Below are 18,718 nucleotides of genomic sequence, written 5' to 3' on the forward strand. Positions count from 1 at the left end.
TAGAGTGACATAAAGTTATTTGTCTATATGATACGCTCGTCAAAATTAATTACCAACTAAATAATGGCAGTAATGATAAAGTTGTTTAATTATTGCTAGTTTTTCTGGTTGCTGAATATAAGTTTCAGCATATTGTTCTAATATTAATAAGTAATCTTGAATTTTTGGGGTGTTGAGTTTATCGCGACAATAATCTTTCCAAATAATCTGTTCATGCTCTGTTAATGTTTGTGGGTAATTTCGCGCTTTATAACGAAAAAATAGTGTTGGTAAACGAGGATCATCAAACGTTAATGATAAACTATCTAATAGATGAATTGGAGTTGTTCGAATAGTCTCGCAGCGTAACTTATCTTGGTTATTTAGAAATTTTCCATAAATTTGAGCATCAACATCAGCGTTAATAGTATTAATAGGACTATTATTATCAATATTAAATAACGTCTGCATTTTATTTTGTAATAAATTTTGATTTTCTAACAATTTATGTTGGTTTATTAAACATTGCTCTATATCAATGTTAAACCGTTCAGCATTTTCAGGTAATAATGTTTTTAATGGTGCAATAACAGGACATTTATTGGTATGAACCAATTTTAAAGGTATTCGTGATTCACCTAATTGTAGATCTTTAGTTTTGGTGTAGAGCCTTTCCTTTATTTGCTCAACAGGTAGATCGATTAAGAGATCTATATCTCCAGTTAAATCGCAAATAACAGCGGCACTATTTTGTACTGGATGCCAAATTATAGGTGAAACTAAAGATAGATTACCACGATGGCTGCCTAACATACCTGATACATGAACTATTGGTGTCATATTAACTACATCAATAAGTTCAGCAACTTTATTTTTCTTACGTAATGAGAAAAAATAATTAAACAGTTTAGGTTGTTTTTCTTTTATTAATTTAGCCATTGCTATAGTTGCATAAACATCAGACATTGCATCATGTGCATGTTCATGCTTAATGTTATTTGCTTTTGTTAGATGTTCTAAACGAAAACTTGGTAGACCTTCATCATTAGTTGGCCAATTAATTCCTTCTGGTCTTAGCGCATAACAAGCACGAACTACATCAAGTAGATCCCATCTTGAATTGTTGTGTTGCCAACAATAAGTATAAGGGTCATAAAAATTACGATATAAAAGATTACGCGTTACTTCATCATCAAAACGAATATTGTTATAGCCTAAAATACAAGTATTAGGTTTGCTAAAAGCTTGATGAATTTGTCGAATAAATTCAGCTTCACAAACTCCTTTGTTATTAGCTTCTTGAGGTGTTATGCCAGTAATTAGTACCGCTTCTGGATTGGGTAGATAATCTTGAGTTTGACAACAATATATAACCAAAGGATTTTCAATAATATTAAAATTCTCATCAGTTCGAATTCCAGCAAATTGAGCAGGGCGATCTAATGCAGGATGAGTTCCAAATGTTTCATAATCATGGAAGTAAAAAGTTGGCTGTTCTTGGTTATTTTTCATTGTGTAACCATATATTTTATGTTTTCTGTCAAGAAACTCATAAATTTCATTATATATACTCAAAATAATCAGCTTCTTTTCCCCATTTTATAGGGGGCTTAGAATAATTTATTATTAGCAAGGTAGAAATTAATCAATTCAAAATTTTGAATGATTTAAAATGAGTATAATTTATTCTTAATTAGTTGGTGCACTTTCGATAATATCTGCTAGTTTTTCGAGTGTTAGCCTTAAAAATTTTGGCATAGCTTCCAACTCAAAAGAATCCATTAAATTTTTTACATATAACCCCAATTCAGTATCACCTTCAACAATCAAGCGACGTTGAAAAAATAGTGAATCGGGATCTTGTCGTCTAGTTGCTATCATAATCAAATCATTAGCATTACCTATAAAGCTTACATCAGCAATTTCTTCCCGGCTAACAACTAATTTGTTATCGATTAAACTAACAAACCACACAAGCTCTAGATCAGTAACTTGAATTTTAAGCCAACGATTTTCTAAAAAATCTAGATCACCATCTTGTAGAGAATGTTCAAATTGTAATTTCAATAATTGTTCTATGGTTTGTTTTTTGACATTAAAAGGAATGTATCGTAAGGTAAGCCCCAAAATATGGGGCGCTTTATTGACAAACTGTGAATGAATTTTGTTTAGAATTTGGCTTTTTGCTCCAATCATTTATGCATCCCCAGAAATCATTTTTTCATAAATATCCAGATCGTTATTTAAATGTTCATAAACTTCTTCGCTCACTTCATTACGAACTTTCATTTGTAGTAAAGCTGTACGTTCTGCACCAATTGCAACTAGACGCATACGTCTTTCTAAGTTTTCAGCCTCTAGTGCTTTTTGTTCTAAATCTTTAAGTCCAGTTCGGCGTCTTAATGAACCAATGACACGAGAACCAATTTCATGTATAATTTCCTGATCTAAGCCAGATTCAGACGTTTCTTGCAATAAATTATTTTGCATTTTTTCAAGACTGATAATCGCTTCTTCTGCCATTTGACCTTTAACTGATAAAATTTCATTTTTTTGTTCAGAATTATCTAAAATTACACTACCTCGTAACAAGATAGGTAAGATTATCACCGCTGCAATCAATGATATTAATATGATACCTGTCGCAATAAAGACCAGTTGATAACGTCCATTAATTGTCATTGGAATAGATAAAACACCAGCTAGAGTGATAGCTCCTCTAACGCCAGCAAATGTTGAAATTAAAAGATCTCTGGTTGAGTATGCCCTAAATGCAAGAGGTCTCTTAGTTCCAAAAGGCATCGTTGGCATATGTTTCATTGACCATAACCAAGCAAATCTAGTTCCCATCAATACAGCAAAAACGAATAAAACAATTAAACATAGTTGCCATACCTCAATTGAGGTATCAATTTGGTTTTCTACAAAAGTATTATTAAAAATGCTTGGTAGTTGAATACCTAATAAAACAAATACAAATCCATTAAACACAAAGGTTAACATTGACCATGTACTATCTGATTGCAAACGTGCAGTTAAAGGTGCGTTTCGCATCATACCAGAATGATTGACTGTCATACCTGCGCTTACTGCTGCTAAAATACCAGAGCAATGACATTCCTCAGCAATGATATAGGCGGCAAAAGGTAGTAAAAATAGTAATACTATTTGAATAGCGGGATCATTGTGAGTAAGCTTATTTATTTTACGTAAGATACGTGCATATAACCAAGTAAATAAAACACCAATAGCTAATCCACCAATAGCAACTACAAAAAACTGGACACTAACATCAAAGATATTGAATACTGCATCACCAACGGCAATAGCAATAGCAAATTTTAAAGAAACCAAACCTGAAGCATCATTCATCAATGCTTCACCTTCGATGATTTCCATCTTTTCTTTTTCAATACGACCTTTACCTACAATTCCACTTAATGCTACGGCATCTGTTGGCGATAAAACTGCTGCTAATGCAAATGTTGCAGCTAGATCGATTCCTTTTGGTAACATCCAATAAAGTAAATAACCAACAGCTACAATTGTTATTACAACTAAAACTAGCGCTAGCCCAACAATTTCTCTAACATTGTGCACAAAATCTTTTACCGATGTTTTGCGCCCATCGGCAAAGAGTAAAGGTGGAATGAATAAAACAAGAAATAACTCTGGGTCAAATTTGACATAAACTCCAAAGGCAGCCAATATACAACCTAATAATATTTGCATTAGAGGCAATGGGATTTGTATTGGTAGCATTTTAATAACAACACCAGAAAGTGATACAATTAAAACTAGTAGTAAAATTATTGAAAAAAGATCCATAGTTCCTCTTTTATTTATCCTATAATCCTATTGTTTACATTGATTATATCGGATCTTCAACTAAATTTCAGTTGAAAATTTCATAGATTTATCTAAATTTTACTCAGATACAATTATTAACCAAGAAACAGTAGTGTAATTGAAAGGTATTTTGAATGGAAAATTGGCAAAGAGCATTTATACTACATACTCGTTCTTATACTGAAACTAGTTTATTAGTCGATCTATTTGTTGAAAATATCGGAAAAGTAAAGGTATTAGCTAAAGGTGCTAAACGAAAAAGCTCTGCCTTGAAAGGTATGTTGCAACCTTTTACTCCACTTATTGTGCAATACTCAGGCCAAGGTGAAATAAAAACATTGCGTCAGGTTGAAGCTATGTCGCTTGCATTGCCATTGGTATCTGTTTTTTTGTATAGCGCATTTTATTTAAATGAACTATTACATCGAGTTTTAGTTGCAGAAGCAGAATTGCCAACTCTTTTTGATGATTATCTAAAAAGTCTGCAACAATTAGCCCAACAGGTTCCTGCTGAAAATGTGTTGCGAGCTTTTGAATTATCGTTATTAGAAAATTTAGGATATCACGTTGATTTTTTTCACTGCTGTGTAACTGGCGATGACATTGTTAAATCGATGTATTATCAATATCAATCGGAAAAAGGATTTATCAGTAGTTTATTACAAAATAGCATCAGCTTTACTGGCGAGCAGGTTTTAGCTTTAGGAAAACGTCAATTTGATAATATCGATACGTTAAAAGCAGCTAAACGCTTTACTAGGATGGCGTTGAAACCTTATGTAGGATCAAAACCATTCAAAAGCAGAGAGCTATTTCTAAAAATTTAGTTTTGCTAATTTGGCTGCTCGATTTAAAAGAGTTATTAAATTCATTTCGATGTTGAATTAAGTAATATATCAAGCTGATTAGCAAATTTTTCTCGGTCTTTGCTGGAAAATGGAGCTGAACCTTTAGATTGTATTCCACTTGCTCGCATGGTTTCCATAAAATCTCTCATAATTAATCGTTCTTTAATTGTATCTAGTGTATATTGTTCACCTCGTGGCGTGAGCACTAATGCATTTTTATTTAAAACTTCGGATGCAAGTGGAATGTCTGAGGTAATAACTAAATCATTTTTTTGAACCGACTCAATTATTTTTCTATCTGCTACATCAAATCCTTTTTCAACTAATAAAGTTTTAATATAAGGTGACAAGGGGATAGTTAAACATTGATTTGCAATTAATGTTGTATTTATTGCTTTTCGATTTGCAACTCGATATAAAATCTCTTTAATTGGGTTAGGGCAGGCATCAGCATCAATCCAAATATTCATAGCATATGTGTTCATATTATAAACTTTTATTAGTTAATGATTATAATCTTTGTTATACAAAAATAACCATTTATTTGTAAAAAAGTTTCCGGTAACTATGTGTTTTAGTATATTTATTAAGCTTCATATTAATATGATTCTTTCTATTTTAAATCCAGATGATAAGTGGTAGTATATTCGACCTATTTTTTAAGTAAGCAAGTGCGCTTTCGTGTGGCGCACCACTGTTATAAGGATTTGTTATGCCAATTATTACTCTTCCTGACGGAAGCCAACGTCAATTCGATAAACCCGTTACTGTTTTAGAAGTTGCTCAAAGTATTGGAGCAGGTCTTGCTAAAGCTTGTATAGCTGGGCGTGTAAATGGCGAGCGTAAAGATGCCTGTGATGTCATTGATCAAGATGCAACATTAGCCATCATTACAGCCAAAGATGAAGATGGACTCGAAATTATTCGTCATTCTTGTGCACATTTATTGGGTCACGCAATTAAACAACTATGGCCTAATACACAAATGGCTATTGGTCCAACAATTGATAATGGTTTTTATTATGATGTTGATTTAGATCACTCTTTAACTCAGGAAGACCTTGATGCACTAGAAAAACGCATGCATGAGTTGGCTAAAAAAAATTATGAAGTAAAAAAAGAAGTGGTTAGTTGGGAGCGCGCTAGAGAAGTTTTTTGGGAGCGACATGAACCATACAAAATTGCTATTTTAGATGAAAATATTCCAAAAGATTCAAAACCAGCTCTTTATCATCACGAAGAATATATTGATATGTGTCGTGGACCACATGTACCTAATATGCGTTTTTGCCATCATTTTAAATTGCAAAAAATTGCTGGAGCTTATTGGCGCGGTAACAGTGATAATAAAATGTTACAACGTATTTATGGAACAGCATGGGCAGATAAAAAACAACTTGATAGCTATTTACAATTTTTAGAAGAAGCCGCTAAACGAGATCATCGCAAAATTGGTAAGCAACTAGATCTTTATCATATGCAAGAAGAGGCGCCTGGTATGGTGTTTTGGCATAATGATGGTTGGATTATTTTCCGTGAACTTGAGGTTTTTGTTCGCACTAAATTGAAAGAATACGATTATCAAGAAGTAAAAGGTCCATTTATGATGGATCGTGTTTTGTGGGAAAAAACAGGTCACTGGGGTAATTATAAAGAGTTAATGTTTGTTACTTCTTCTGAAAATCGTGAATATTGTATTAAACCAATGAACTGTCCAGGACATGTACAAATTTTTAATCAAGGCTTAAAATCTTATCGTGATTTACCATTACGTATGGCGGAATTTGGTAGTTGCCATCGTAATGAACCTTCAGGATCTTTACATGGTTTGATGCGCGTTCGAGGTTTTACACAAGATGATGCACATATCTTTTGTACTGAAGATCAAATTCGCAGTGAAGTAAATAGCTGTATCAAAATGGTTTATGATACTTATAGTACTTTCGGTTTTAATGATATTACTGTTAAGTTATCAACCCGTCCTGAAAAACGAATTGGTAAGGATGAAACTTGGGATCTTGCTGAAAAAGATTTAGCTGAATGTTTAACAGAAAATGGCATTGAATTCGAATATTTACCAGGTGAAGGCGCTTTTTATGGCCCAAAAATAGAATTTACCTTGCATGACTGTTTAGGTAGAGCATGGCAATGCGGTACAGTTCAGCTTGATTTTATGCTACCTGAACGTTTAGATGCGACTTATGTAGGTGAAGATAATGAACGTCATGTCCCGGTTATGATTCATAGAGCTATTTTAGGTTCTATGGAGCGTTTTATGGGTATCTTGACTGAAAACTGTGCAGGTCTTTTCCCTACTTGGCTTGCTCCATTGCAAGTTGCAGTAATTAACATTACCGATAATCAAGCTGAATATGCCAAACAATTAACCGCACAATTACAAAAAGTTGGCATTAGAGCAAAAGCGGACTTGAGAAATGAGAAAATAGGGTTTAAAATTCGCGAGCATACTCTAAAACGTGTTCCTTATATGTTTGTTTGTGGAGACAAAGAAATGGAATCAGGAACAATTTCAGTTCGAACTCGTCAAGGTAAAGATCTTGGTAGCTTTGAAGTGAAACATGTTATAGAATTGTTGCTTAACGAAATTCATAGTCGTTCATTAGAACAAATGAATTAATGATAAATTAATTTGGAGGAATGAGATATTAAAGTCAGTAAACGAATTCAGTCAACACGAGCACATAAAATCAATGATGAAATTACAGCTCGTGAGGTGAGGTTAACCGGCGTCGATGGTGAGCAGCTCGGTATAGTAAGCTTAGATGAAGCTTTAAAACAAGCTGAAGAAGCAACTTTAGATTTAGTTGAAATAAGCCCTAATGCAGAGCCACCTGTTTGTCGAATTATGGATTATGGCAAGTTCCTCTATGAAAAGAGTAAAGCAACAAAAGAGCAGAAGAAAAAGCAAAAGGTTGTTCAGGTTAAGGAAATTAAGTTCCGACCTGGTACAGACGAAGGCGACTATCAGGTAAAACTCCGCAGCCTGATTCGCTTTCTTGAAGATGGCGATAAAGCTAAAGTCACGTTACGTTTTCGTGGTCGTGAAATGGCTCACCAACAGTTAGGTTCTGAAATGCTTGATCGTATTAAAAAGGATTTAGCTGATTTGGCGATTATTGAATCTTATCCAACTAAGATTGAAGGTCGACAAATGATTATGGTGCTAGCGCCGAAGAAGAAATAATGGTTTTACAAGCTAATTTTTGATTTATTGAAAGTTACACCATTATTTTATTTTTATTAACAATGCGAAGTGGAAATTAATAAAATGCCTAAAATTAAAACTGTAAGAGGCGCAGCAAAGCGCTTTAAAAAAACAGCTTCTGGTGGCTTTAAGCATAAGCAAGCTAACAAGAGTCATATCTTAACTAAAAAATCAACCAAACGTAAACGTCATTTACGTGGTTTGACAACTGTGTCAAAAGGCGATTTAGGTTTAGTTACTGCGTGTGTTCCATACGCTTAATTTATTGGTTAATTATTTAGAGGATATAGTTTATGGCTCGTGTTAAACGTGGTGTTATTGCTCGTGCACGTCACAAGAAAATTTTAAAACAAGCAAAAGGTTATTATGGTGCTCGTTCACGTGTGTATCGTGTTGCTTTCCAAGCTGTAATCAAAGCTGGGCAGTATGCTTACCGTGACCGTCGTCAACGTAAACGTCAATTCCGTCAATTATGGATTGTGCGTATCAATGCTGCAGCACGCCAATGTGGTCTTTCATATAGCCGTTTTATTAATGGTTTAAAGAAAGCTTCAATTGAGATCGATCGTAAGATCCTTGCTGATATTGCAGTATTTGATAAAAATGCATTTGCTGCATTAGTTGAAAAAGCTAAGGCTGCACTATAATATTTATGAGAGCCGAGTTATCTCGGCTTTTATTATTTTAATTTTTGATTTTTATCATAAAGAGTAATTTAATTATGAATTTAGTTGTTTTTTGTTTCTTTTTTGGCTTCTTTAGTAATACTAATTCGTGAGGCAAAGAAAAAACAAAAAATGATTATAAAAGCCTCAAAAAGAGGCTTTTTTTATATAATGAACAATAAGCAGGAGAACTGTATGTCTCAATTAGTTGAACTGGTAAATAAAGCCAAATCCGCTATTGAAAGTGCTAATGACATTAATATGATCGAACAAATTAGAGTAGAATATTTTGGTAAAAAAGGCCATTTTACAATGCATATGGCCTCATTACGTGATGTTCCTGCTGATGAGCGCCCAGCAGTCGGTCAAAAAATCAATGACGCAAAACAAAAAGTCGTTGAAATATTAAATCAAAAGCGCAATTTTTTAGAGCGTCAGGCTCTTGATGCAAAATTAGCTAATGAAACAATAGATATTACTTTACCAGGTAAAACTCTTGAATTAGGTGGATTGCATCCCGTTACTAAAACAATCAATCGCTTAGTCGATTTTTTTGGTGAATTAGGGTTTGTTGTTGAAACAGGCCCAGAAATTGAAGACGATTACCATAATTTTGATGCATTAAATATTCCTGCTCATCATCCAGCTCGTGCTGATCACGATACATTTTGGTTTGATGCAAAACGATTATTAAGAACACAAACCTCAACCGTACAAATTCGTACAATGGAAAATCAAAAACCACCGATTCGAATTATTGCTCCAGGGCGGACTTACCGTAATGATTACGATCAAACTCACACACCAATGTTCCACCAAATGGAGGGGTTGCTTGTTGATAAAGATATCAGCTTTACTCATTTAAAAGGATTATTACACGATTTCCTACATTGCTTTTTTGAAGATGATATGGAAATTCGTTTTAGACCAGGCTATTTCCCATTTACTGAACCTTCAGCCGAAGTTGATATTAAAGCTAAAAATGGTAAATGGTTAGAAGTATTAGGTTGTGGAATGGTTCACCCTAATGTATTACGTAATGTTGGTATTGATCCTGAAGTATATAGCGGTTTTGCATTTGGCATGGGGATAGAACGATTAACTATGTTACGTTACGGTGTCACTGATTTACGTTCTTTCTTTGAAAATGATTTACGCTTTTTAAAACAATTTAATTGATTCTGGAGATCAAAGCATGAAATTTAGTGAAAGTTGGCTACGTGAATGGATCAATCCAGAAATTAGTAGCGAAACGCTAGCCGATCAATTAACAATGGCTGGTTTAGAAGTTGATGATATTGAAAAGGTTGCAGGTGATTTTTCTGGTGTGGTTGTTGGCAAAGTTGTTGAATGTATGCAGCATCCAAATGCAGATAAATTACGTGTTACAAAAGTTGATATAGGTAAACCAGAATTACTTGATATTGTCTGTGGAGCACCAAATTGCCGACAAGGTTTGACTGTTGCATGTGCTACAGTGGGAGCTGTTTTACCAGGTAATTTTAAAATCAAATCAGCTAAGTTACGAGGTGAACCGTCAGAAGGCATGCTATGTTCATACTCAGAATTAGGGATTGCTGATGAACATAATGGTATTATTGAATTACCTGATGATGCTCCTTTAGGTATGGATATTCGCGAATATTTAAATCTTAATGATGTAATAATTGATATTAGTGTAACACCAAACCGTGCAGATTGTTTTGGTATTGTTGGGATTGCTAGAGATATTTCTGCAGTTAACAATATAGTTATGAAAGAAATGAAAGTAGACAGCGTTCCGACAACAATGACCGATACATTACCCATTCAGGTTGATGAAACTAAAGCTGCGCCACGTTATTTGGGTAGAGTTATAAAAAATATTAATGTTAATGCTACAACACCGCTTTGGATGAAAGAAAAATTACGTAGAGGTGGGATTCGTTCAATTGATGCCGTTGTTGATATTACTAACTATGTGTTATTAGAGCTTGGTCATCCAATGCATGCCTTCGATTTGGCTCAGATAGAAAAGGGCATTGTTGTCCGTTATGCTAAAGAAAATGAAAAACTAGTTTTACTCAATGGTAATGAAGTTAAATTTAATAATAAAACCTTAGTTATTGCTGATCACCAAAAAATTTTGGCATTAGCAGGAATTATGGGCGGTGAAAAATCATGCGTAACACAATCAACTAAAGATATTTTTCTTGAGTCAGCATTTTTTAATCCATTAGCAATAATAGGAAAAGCTCGTGAGTATGGTCTACATACCGATGCTTCTCACCGTTATGAGCGTGGCGTTGATCCTGCTTTACAGTTGGTGGCAATGGAAAGAGCTAGTCAATTAGTAATTGAAATTTGTGGTGGTGAAGCAGGTCCAATTATTGATGTCACAAATCAAAATGATCTTCCTACACAGGCAACTATTGAGTTACACCGCAATAAAATTGATCGTATCATTGGTTATAAAATTGAAACACAAAAGATCAGTGATATTTTAAACAGACTTGGTTGTGAAGTTGAATATAACAATAACAATAACATTTGGATTGTAAAATCACCAAGTTGGCGATTTGATTTACAAATTGAAGAGGATTTAGTTGAAGAAATTGCCCGCATTTATGGATATAACAATATCCCAAATGCTAATTTGAAAATTGAATCAGTAATGAAACCAAAACCAGAAAGTCAAATCCCATTACGTAGAGTAAAGGATTTATTGGTCGATAGAGGGTATCAAGAAGCGGTAACATACAGCTTTGTCGATCCAAAAGTTCAGCAAATATTATATCCTGAACATTCAGAAATCAAATTACCTAACCCAATTTCAAGTGAAATGTCAGTTATGCGTTTATCACTTTGGTCTGGGTTATTAGATGTGATACTATATAACCAAAATCGTCAGCAAACGCGTGCCCGATTATTTGAAACTGGTTTGCGTTTTATTCCTGATGAAAATTGTGAATTTGGTGTACGTCAGGAGTTAATGTTAGCTGGTATTGTTACTGGTAATTTATACGAAGAACACTGGCAACTCCCTAAAAAGAATGTAGATTTTTATGATCTTAAAGGTGATCTTGAGTCAATTTTTTCTCTTTTAGGGTGTGGTGATCAAATACAATTTAAAAAATCTGAACTCCCAGCTTTACATCCTGGACAAAGTGCTGCGATTTATTTAAATGATGAGTTATTAGGTCATTTAGGAGTCTTGCATCCAGAAATTGAAAAAAAATTGTCTTTAAATAGTAAAACGCTTGTTTTTGAAATAAATTTAGCTAAAATTAGTAAAAAAGAGGTACCTGTAGCTCAGGATTTATCCAAGTATCCGTCAAATAAACGTGATATAGCTATTATTGTTTCAAATACAATACCAGCAGCGGATATTATTTTAGAGTGTAAAAAAGCGGGTGGTGAGCAACTTATTAAAGTTACTCTTTTTGATGTGTATCAAGGTGAAAATATCAAAGAAGATCAAAAAAGCATTGCTATTAGTTTGGTTTTACAAGATAAATCACGTACGCTTGAAGAAGAAGATATAACTAACATTGTAAGCAAATGCGTTACTACCTTACAAAATCGTTTTAAAGCCCTATTAAGAGAATAATAATATGACATTAACTAAAGCAGATATTGCAGATCGTCTTGCCGAAAAATTTAATATTGATCGACAAGAATCTAAAATCCTTGTAGAGCTATTTTTTGAAGAGATTCGGGTGGCTTTAGAAAAAGGTGAACCAGTTAAATTATCTGGATTCGGTAATTTTACAGTACGTGATAAAAATTCACGCCCAGGTAGAAACCCAAAAACAGGTGAAAGTGTTGATATTTCAGCTCGTAGAGTTGTTACATTTAGACCAGGTATAAAATTTAGAGAGCGTGTTGAGAAAAATCTAGTAATCTAATTTCTTAATTACATACTATCATTTCAAATAATGGCTTTTCTTTTGATATAGCATCTAAAGAAAAGCCGAACAGTTGTGTTATACTAAAAAGTAGTTGTAAAAAATTAATAATTCGAGTATGATACCTCCGATTCAATGGAGGCTCTATGGGTTCTCTTGCAACATTTTTTTGCTCACTAGGTCAGGTCCGGAAGGAAGCAGCCAAAGTAAAATACATGTGTGTGGGATGTAGCTGATAGGGTCTCCTCCAATGCATGTTTGCAGTAAATTTACCTATTTTTTAATTATAAATAAAATTAAATATATTTTATCAACTAAAATACATGTGTAAATTTCTAATCCAAAACTTTTAAAAATATATAATTAATTGATGAGTAAGGAAATTTATTTTGAAATTACCGTCCCTTCTTCCAATAACGCTAGCAATTATTTTGAGTGGTTGTACTGTTTTACCTCATTCAGGACCAAATTTTTTATCTATAAAAAATATAAATAAACAACATGCTGAATTAGATAAAATTTATAATAAAGTAAAAATCGTTGATTTAAATATTTCATCTGATTCTATAAAAGAAGCGCAAACTAATTTATTTAACTTTACAAAGCTTATTAATGAAAGGGATAGCCAAGATAAAAAAGTTGATAATATAGGTAAAGGCGATAGTATAAAGATTTCTGTAATTGAAACCCCTCCAGCAATACTGTTTGTAGGTTCAGGTGATACAGGTGCTCCAAAAACTGGATTAACTGAATTACCAATAGTAATTGTTGATTCTAAAGGGTTTATTTCTTTGCCGTTTGTTGGAAATGTGAAAGTTGCTAATAAAACTCCCACTCAGCTACAAAAAGAAATAATTGAAAAGTTATCTGGAATTGCAAATAGACCCCAAGTAATTGTCACTGTTTTAGAAAAACGTTCTTCAAATGTTACAGTTATTGGTGATAAATTTAGTGGTAAAATGCCTATAACAGCTAAGGGGGAGCGTTTATTAGATGCCGTTACCATGTTAGGTAGCAATATGTATGATATTAAAGATACTTTAATACAAGTCACTAGGAATAATAAAGTTAATAAAATTCCACTAAGTTTAGTATTATCTAATCCTAAATTTAATGTTCATCTTCAAAAAGATGATGTTATTACTTTGATTAATAAGCCTAGTTCTTTTATTTCTATGGGGGCAATAGGCTCAACAAAAGAAGTCAGATTTGAAGCTGTTGGAATTAATTTGTCACAAGCATTAGCTCGTATTGGTGGTTTACGAGATAGTCAATCTGATGCCCGAGGTGTTTTTGTGTTTAGATATCAAGACACTTTGTCGATAGATAATAAGAAAGAGCTTGTACCAACTGTTTACCAAATAGATTTAAATAATCCTAATTCATTCTTCATAATGAAGAATTTTCAAATTAAGAATAATGATATTGTTTATGTTGCATCTGCACCAATTCTAGAACTACAAAAATTCTTATATGCGATTTTCTCACCAGGTGTTGGAGTTGTTAATCAAATTAACCAGATTAGTGAATAAGTTTTTAATTATTGCACTCGTGAGATTTTATGTTTTTAAATTTTAAAAGAAAAAAAAGTTGGTTATTACATCTAATTGTATCATTACCAACTTTATTATCGATAATTTATTTTGGATTAATTGCTGAAAATATTTATACATCTGAAGCAACATATATTATACGTTCTTCGGATACTCAATCATCATTGGGAGGATTGGGAAGTTTTTTTTCAAAAGTTGGAATTTCACGCTCTAATGATGATTCATATGTTGTTTTGTCATATATAAAATCTAGAGATGCTCTATCCTCTGTTGAAAAAGTTTTACCAGTACAAAAGTGGTATACTCAAAAAGGCGATATAATATCTCGATTTAATGGATTTAATCTTGACTCGTATAATAAAAAAGAATATTTCTATCGATACATGAGTAATATGATAAGTGTCAATTTTGACAGTTCTACAGGTATTGCTACAATTAGTGTAAATGCTTTTGATATGCAAGATGCATTCAAAATAAATGAACAATTATTAAAACAAGCTGAAGGTTTTGTAAACCAAATAAATTTACGAGCCAAACAAGATCTCATAACCGCATCGCTAGCAGAACTGAAAAATGCTGAATCACAGATGAAGAAAGAAGCTCATGCTCTAGCTGAATTTCAAAGAAATAAAAATAGAGATGCTAATTTAGCTGAGTATCAACAGATATTAATTAATAATACGGTTGCTAAACAACAATTTGAGGCAGCCACATTATCATTACGTAATGCTCAGGTGGAAATAACTAAAAAGCAACTTTATCTAGAGCGAATAGAGCAGCCGAGTATATCAGATGTATCATTTAAACCCGCACGCATTTATAATATCATTGCAACTTTTATAATTAGCTTTTTAGTATATGGTATTATTAATTTACTTTCAGCTGGTATAAGAGAACATAAAGATTGATGACGGAAGTAATTAGTAAAACATCATTTATGCGTTCATTAAAAATACAAATTAATGTATTGAATGCTTTAATTTTAAGGGAAATAATTACCCGTTATGGACGTAATAATATCGGTTTTCTTTGGCTATTTGTTGAACCTATGTCGTTAACGTTGTTAATAAGCTTAATGTGGTTTTTTTTTAAAATAAATTCTGTATCCAATCTTAATATTATTGCATTTGTATTAACAGGCTATCCAATGGTAATGATGTGGCGTAATGCTTCATCTCGAGCAAAAGGTTCAGTAACTGCCAATAAAGCATTGTTATATCATCGTAATATCAAAATTTTAGATCTAGTCTATGCACGTGTATTTCTTGAAGTGATTGGGGCAAGTGCTGCTCAAGTTTTTGTTATATCAATTTTTATTTTTGCTGGGCTAATTGCTATACCCTATGATCCTTTTTATATGTTATGTGCATGGGGGTTGATGTGTTGGTTTTCTCTGGGGTTAGGTCTAATCATTTTTGTTTTATCTGCCAAATATGGTGCTTTTGATAAAATGTGGGGTACTTTAAGTTTTATCCTTATGCCTTTATCTGGAGCTTTCTTTTGGGTTGATACCTTTCCCCATGAAATACAAAAGTTACTGCTTTATATTCCACCAATTAATGGAACAGAAATGTTTAGAGCAGGTTATTTTGGCCCCTCAACTATAACACATCAAAGTGTAAGTTATTTAGTTTTTTGTAATATAGTTTTATTATTTGTGGGATTAACCATGGTAAAAATTAATGAGAATTATATTCTTGAGGATAATTGATGATTATTGTTAAAAATGTAGGTAAACGGTACTCAACAAGAAAAGGATATAAAACAGTCCTAAATAATATCAATTTTTCATTATATAGAGGAGAAAAAATTGGCATTTTGGGACGTAATGGTGCAGGTAAATCTACACTAATTAGACTTCTAAGTGAAATAGAAAAACCAACTACAGGTTCAATAATAAGGAATATGTCAATTTCTTGGCCATTAGCTTTTTCTGGTGCTTTTCAAGGTAGTTTGACGGGAATGGATAATTTAAGATTTATTTGTCGAATTTATGGATGTAATATCGAAAAAACGAAAGAGTATGTTGAAAATTTTGCGGAATTAGGTGATTATTTATATGAACCAATAAAAAAATACTCTTCTGGCATGAAAGCTCGTTTAGCTTTTGCGTTGTCTTTATCAATTGAGTTTGATTGTTATTTAATTGATGAAGTAATTGCTGTTGGTGACTCTAGATTTACAGAAAAATGTAAAACAGAATTATTTGAAAATAAAAAAGATCGCGCTCTTATCTTAGTTTCACATAATATGAATGCTATAAAAAATTATTGTGATAAAGCTATGGTGCTTGATGCTGGTTACTTATATCAATTTGATACAATTGAACAAGCTTATATTTACCATAATAAACAACAAAAAATTACATAAGCTTATTATTAATAGAATTATTCTAAATGAAAAATGTTCTAGTCTTTTCAAAAAAAATCCTGACAATAAAAAGTATTAATCACTTTTTTTCTGATCTGTCATTTAGTAAAAAAAATACTAAGAAGAAAATTGATGCAGTTGCAGGGTGGGGATATCGCCCAACAACAATAAAAGCTAGGGCATATGCAACTAAACATTTACTACCATTTATTGCTCTTGAAGATGGCTTTTTACGTTCTATTGGTTTAGGTCTAGAAGGCTATCCTCCACTATCACTTATTGCCGATAGAATTGGAATTTATTATGATTCTAGAAAGCCTTCAGAATTAGAAATATTAATTAAAAATAAAACAAATTTAAATAAATATATAAATGAAGCAACCTTTGCATTAAAATTAATTATTGAAGCACAGTTATCAAAATATAATCATGCACCTGATTTTTGTGGTTTCGAGGATAAAACCAATAATAAAAATAAAAAAGTATTAGTTATTGATCAAACATTTGGAGATATGGCTGTCGAGCTAGGTGGAGCAAATCAACAAACCTTTATATCAATGCTAAATTGCGCAGTCAATGAGAACCCACTTTCAACAATTTATGTAAAAACCCATACAGATGTAATTAATGGATATAAAAAAGGTTATTTAACTCAAATAGTTAACCAAAAGTCTGTTATGTTATTTAGTGAAGATGTAAACCCTCTTTCATTGCTTAAACATTTTGATAAAGTGTATGTCGTTACATCGCATATGGGATTTGAAGCACTTTTATTGGGTAAACATGTTGTTACCTTTGGTTTACCTTGGTATGCTGGTTGGGGATGTACTGATGATCGACATAAAAATATAAACCATTTACGAGCAAATGATAGAAGAACTCAAGCCACAGTCTTAGAGCTTTTTATCGCAAGCTACATATTATATTGTAAATACATTAATCCTTATACAGGCAAAAAAGGAACTATTTTTGATGTTATTAACTATTTAATCAAAATCAAAACACTCAATAATAAACTTAGAGGTAATATTGACTTAGTTGGGTTTTCATTCTGGAAGAAACAAGTACTGTTACCTTATTTAAGGCTACCTTCTGTAAAAGGTCGATTCTATTCAGTGCGTAGATATATAAAAATTCTCAATAACAAAGATGCAAAAAATAAACTTAAAACTGAAAAATTATTAATATGGGGGCAAGGAAAAAAAGAGTTACTTCCAATTATTAACAGTATGAATCCATTTCGTATTGAGGATGGCTTTATCCGTTCTATTGGTTTAGGATCCAATCTAGTTATGCCATATTCACTGGTTATTGATAAACTAGGTATTTATTTTAATTCCCAAAATATTAGTGAATTAGAGATTTTATTAACAAATAAAAAAGTTACTAAAAAGGAAAAAGAAAAAGCCAGCTCACTACAAAACTTACTAATTGTAACTAAATTAGGTAAATACAATGTTGGTAAGAAAATGAATATTAGACCTATTGGAAATAAGGAAAAAATCATTTTAATACCTGGACAGGTTGAGGATGACGCATCTATTTTATATGGTTCTCCTGTTATAAAAACAAATCTAGAATTAATAAAAGCTGTTAGACAAAATAACCCTGACGATTATATTGTTTATAAACCTCATCCAGATGTTTTAAGTGGTAATCGAAGAGGTCAAGTTGATGCATTTGAAATAAAAAAATATGTTGATAATATTATTGAGTTTGTTGATATTATCGATTGTATTGAGCAAGTTGATGAAGTCCATACAATCACTTCATTAGCAGGTTTTGAAGCTTTAATCAGAAATAAACTAGTAGTGTGTTATGGGCAACCATTTTACTCAGGCTGGGGGTTAACAATTGATATATATCCTAATGTTAGAAGAAATAGGTCATTAACACTCCATGAACTAATTTATATAGTTATGTATGATTACCCGATTTATATTCATCCTGATTCTTTAAATTTTACCGATCCAGAAACTTTAATAAATTATTTAAATGATAAAAAATTAAAAGCTTCAAGAGAAATTAGGCAGGTTTGGTTAAAAAAACAATTTAACAAGTTAAAACAAGTTGTTTTTATTATTTGTAAATTAAAATTAAAGAAAATTAAACAACTATAAATTTTTTATTGTAGGAAAAATAGAGTTATTTACACTCATGGTTAAAATAATCCACTAAAAATTCATAAAGCGTTTTTTCCTAAATCGCTTTTATTGGGTTTAACCATACAATTATGTGATTAAATAAGATTTCTATATTTTTTAACAAAAAATTACAAATTAGTATTTTTATGTTAGAATATTCAAAATATATGCAAAAATAGAACGTTTTAATTAATTAC

General features: G+C 32.2%; 17 protein-coding genes and 1 other RNA gene. 14 read left to right on the forward strand and 4 right to left on the reverse strand.

Annotated features, from left to right (window positions below):
* Positions 1-45: 45 nt before the first annotated feature.
* The 3 genes from sbcB to ACGH6S_RS05730 all read right to left on the reverse strand — a co-directional run bounded on the left by sbcB (position 46) and on the right by ACGH6S_RS05730 (position 3,807).
* Complete coding sequence (gene sbcB / locus ACGH6S_RS05720) at positions 46-1,491, reverse strand: exodeoxyribonuclease I (protein WP_411578467.1); 1,446 nt, start codon at positions 1,489-1,491, stop codon at positions 46-48.
* 177 nt (positions 1,492-1,668) lie between these two features.
* Positions 1,669-2,154, reverse strand: coding sequence for an SCP2 domain-containing protein (locus ACGH6S_RS05725; protein ID WP_411578475.1), 486 nt, complete (start codon positions 2,152-2,154; stop codon positions 1,669-1,671).
* A 21-nt stretch (positions 2,155-2,175) separates the two neighbouring features.
* Positions 2,176-3,807, reverse strand: coding sequence for a Na+/H+ antiporter (locus tag ACGH6S_RS05730; RefSeq protein WP_065590948.1), 1,632 nt, complete (start codon positions 3,805-3,807; stop codon positions 2,176-2,178).
* A gap of 155 nt (positions 3,808-3,962) precedes the next feature.
* Between ACGH6S_RS05730 and recO the strand changes: the two genes are divergently transcribed.
* On the forward strand, positions 3,963-4,655 hold the full coding sequence (recO, locus tag ACGH6S_RS05735; protein ID WP_065610871.1) for a DNA repair protein RecO: 693 nt from the start codon (positions 3,963-3,965) through the stop codon (positions 4,653-4,655).
* 41 nt (positions 4,656-4,696) lie between these two features.
* On the opposite strand, the gene ACGH6S_RS05740 is transcribed toward recO, so the two are convergent.
* Positions 4,697-5,146, reverse strand: a complete 450-nt coding sequence (locus ACGH6S_RS05740; RefSeq protein WP_065560286.1) for a YaiI/YqxD family protein — start codon at positions 5,144-5,146, stop codon at positions 4,697-4,699.
* A 242-nt stretch (positions 5,147-5,388) separates the two neighbouring features.
* Here ACGH6S_RS05740 and thrS point away from each other — a divergent pair, with 242 nt between their 5' ends.
* The 13 genes from thrS to ACGH6S_RS05805 all read left to right on the forward strand — a co-directional run bounded on the left by thrS (position 5,389) and on the right by ACGH6S_RS05805 (position 18,497).
* Entirely contained in the window at positions 5,389-7,314 is a 1,926-nt protein-coding gene (thrS, locus tag ACGH6S_RS05745; RefSeq protein WP_174798268.1) for a threonine--tRNA ligase, read from the forward strand.
* A gap of 27 nt (positions 7,315-7,341) precedes the next feature.
* Positions 7,342-7,881, forward strand: a complete 540-nt coding sequence (infC, locus tag ACGH6S_RS05750) for a translation initiation factor IF-3 (protein ID WP_065590951.1) — start codon at positions 7,342-7,344, stop codon at positions 7,879-7,881.
* Positions 7,882-7,965: 84 nt separating this feature from the next.
* Positions 7,966-8,163, forward strand: coding sequence for a 50S ribosomal protein L35 (gene rpmI, locus ACGH6S_RS05755; protein WP_025315575.1), 198 nt, complete (start codon positions 7,966-7,968; stop codon positions 8,161-8,163).
* 32 nt (positions 8,164-8,195) lie between these two features.
* Positions 8,196-8,549 (forward strand): 50S ribosomal protein L20, encoded by a 354-nt coding sequence (gene rplT, locus ACGH6S_RS05760; protein ID WP_024496189.1) that lies wholly within the window; start codon positions 8,196-8,198, stop codon positions 8,547-8,549.
* A gap of 213 nt (positions 8,550-8,762) precedes the next feature.
* The gene (pheS, locus tag ACGH6S_RS05765) at positions 8,763-9,746 is read left to right on the forward strand and encodes a phenylalanine--tRNA ligase subunit alpha (RefSeq protein WP_174798269.1); all 984 of its coding nucleotides are present in this window, start codon (positions 8,763-8,765) and stop codon (positions 9,744-9,746) included.
* Between the two features lie 16 nt (positions 9,747-9,762).
* Positions 9,763-12,156: a phenylalanine--tRNA ligase subunit beta gene (gene pheT, locus ACGH6S_RS05770; RefSeq protein WP_411578468.1), complete on the forward strand. Its 2,394-nt coding sequence runs from the start codon at positions 9,763-9,765 to the stop codon at positions 12,154-12,156.
* Positions 12,157-12,160: 4 nt separating this feature from the next.
* Positions 12,161-12,454, forward strand: coding sequence for an integration host factor subunit alpha (locus ACGH6S_RS05775; protein WP_034913150.1), 294 nt, complete (start codon positions 12,161-12,163; stop codon positions 12,452-12,454).
* Between the two features lie 145 nt (positions 12,455-12,599).
* An RNA gene (gene ffs, locus ACGH6S_RS05780) (signal recognition particle sRNA small type) lies at positions 12,600-12,695 on the forward strand.
* A gap of 190 nt (positions 12,696-12,885) precedes the next feature.
* Complete coding sequence (locus ACGH6S_RS05785) at positions 12,886-13,986, forward strand: polysaccharide biosynthesis/export family protein (protein WP_411579489.1); 1,101 nt, start codon at positions 12,886-12,888, stop codon at positions 13,984-13,986.
* Positions 13,987-14,015: 29 nt separating this feature from the next.
* Positions 14,016-14,915: a hypothetical protein gene (locus ACGH6S_RS05790; RefSeq protein WP_034913158.1), complete on the forward strand. Its 900-nt coding sequence runs from the start codon at positions 14,016-14,018 to the stop codon at positions 14,913-14,915.
* Positions 14,915-15,718 carry an ABC transporter permease gene (locus ACGH6S_RS05795; protein WP_174798272.1) on the forward strand — a complete coding sequence of 268 codons (804 nt, stop codon included), beginning with the start codon at positions 14,915-14,917 and terminating at the stop codon, positions 15,716-15,718. The genes ACGH6S_RS05790 and ACGH6S_RS05795 overlap by 1 nt, the downstream gene beginning before the upstream one ends.
* Positions 15,718-16,377: an ABC transporter ATP-binding protein gene (locus ACGH6S_RS05800; protein WP_174798273.1), complete on the forward strand. Its 660-nt coding sequence runs from the start codon at positions 15,718-15,720 to the stop codon at positions 16,375-16,377. The genes ACGH6S_RS05795 and ACGH6S_RS05800 overlap by 1 nt, the downstream gene beginning before the upstream one ends.
* Before the next feature lie 26 nt (positions 16,378-16,403).
* On the forward strand, positions 16,404-18,497 hold the full coding sequence (locus tag ACGH6S_RS05805; RefSeq protein WP_174798274.1) for a capsular polysaccharide biosynthesis protein: 2,094 nt from the start codon (positions 16,404-16,406) through the stop codon (positions 18,495-18,497).
* Positions 18,498-18,718: the final 221 nt, after the last annotated feature.

The sequence above is a fragment of the Gilliamella sp. BG3 genome, assembly GCF_046635605.1.
Taxonomy (GTDB): Bacteria; Pseudomonadota; Gammaproteobacteria; order Enterobacterales; family Orbaceae; genus Gilliamella; species Gilliamella bombi.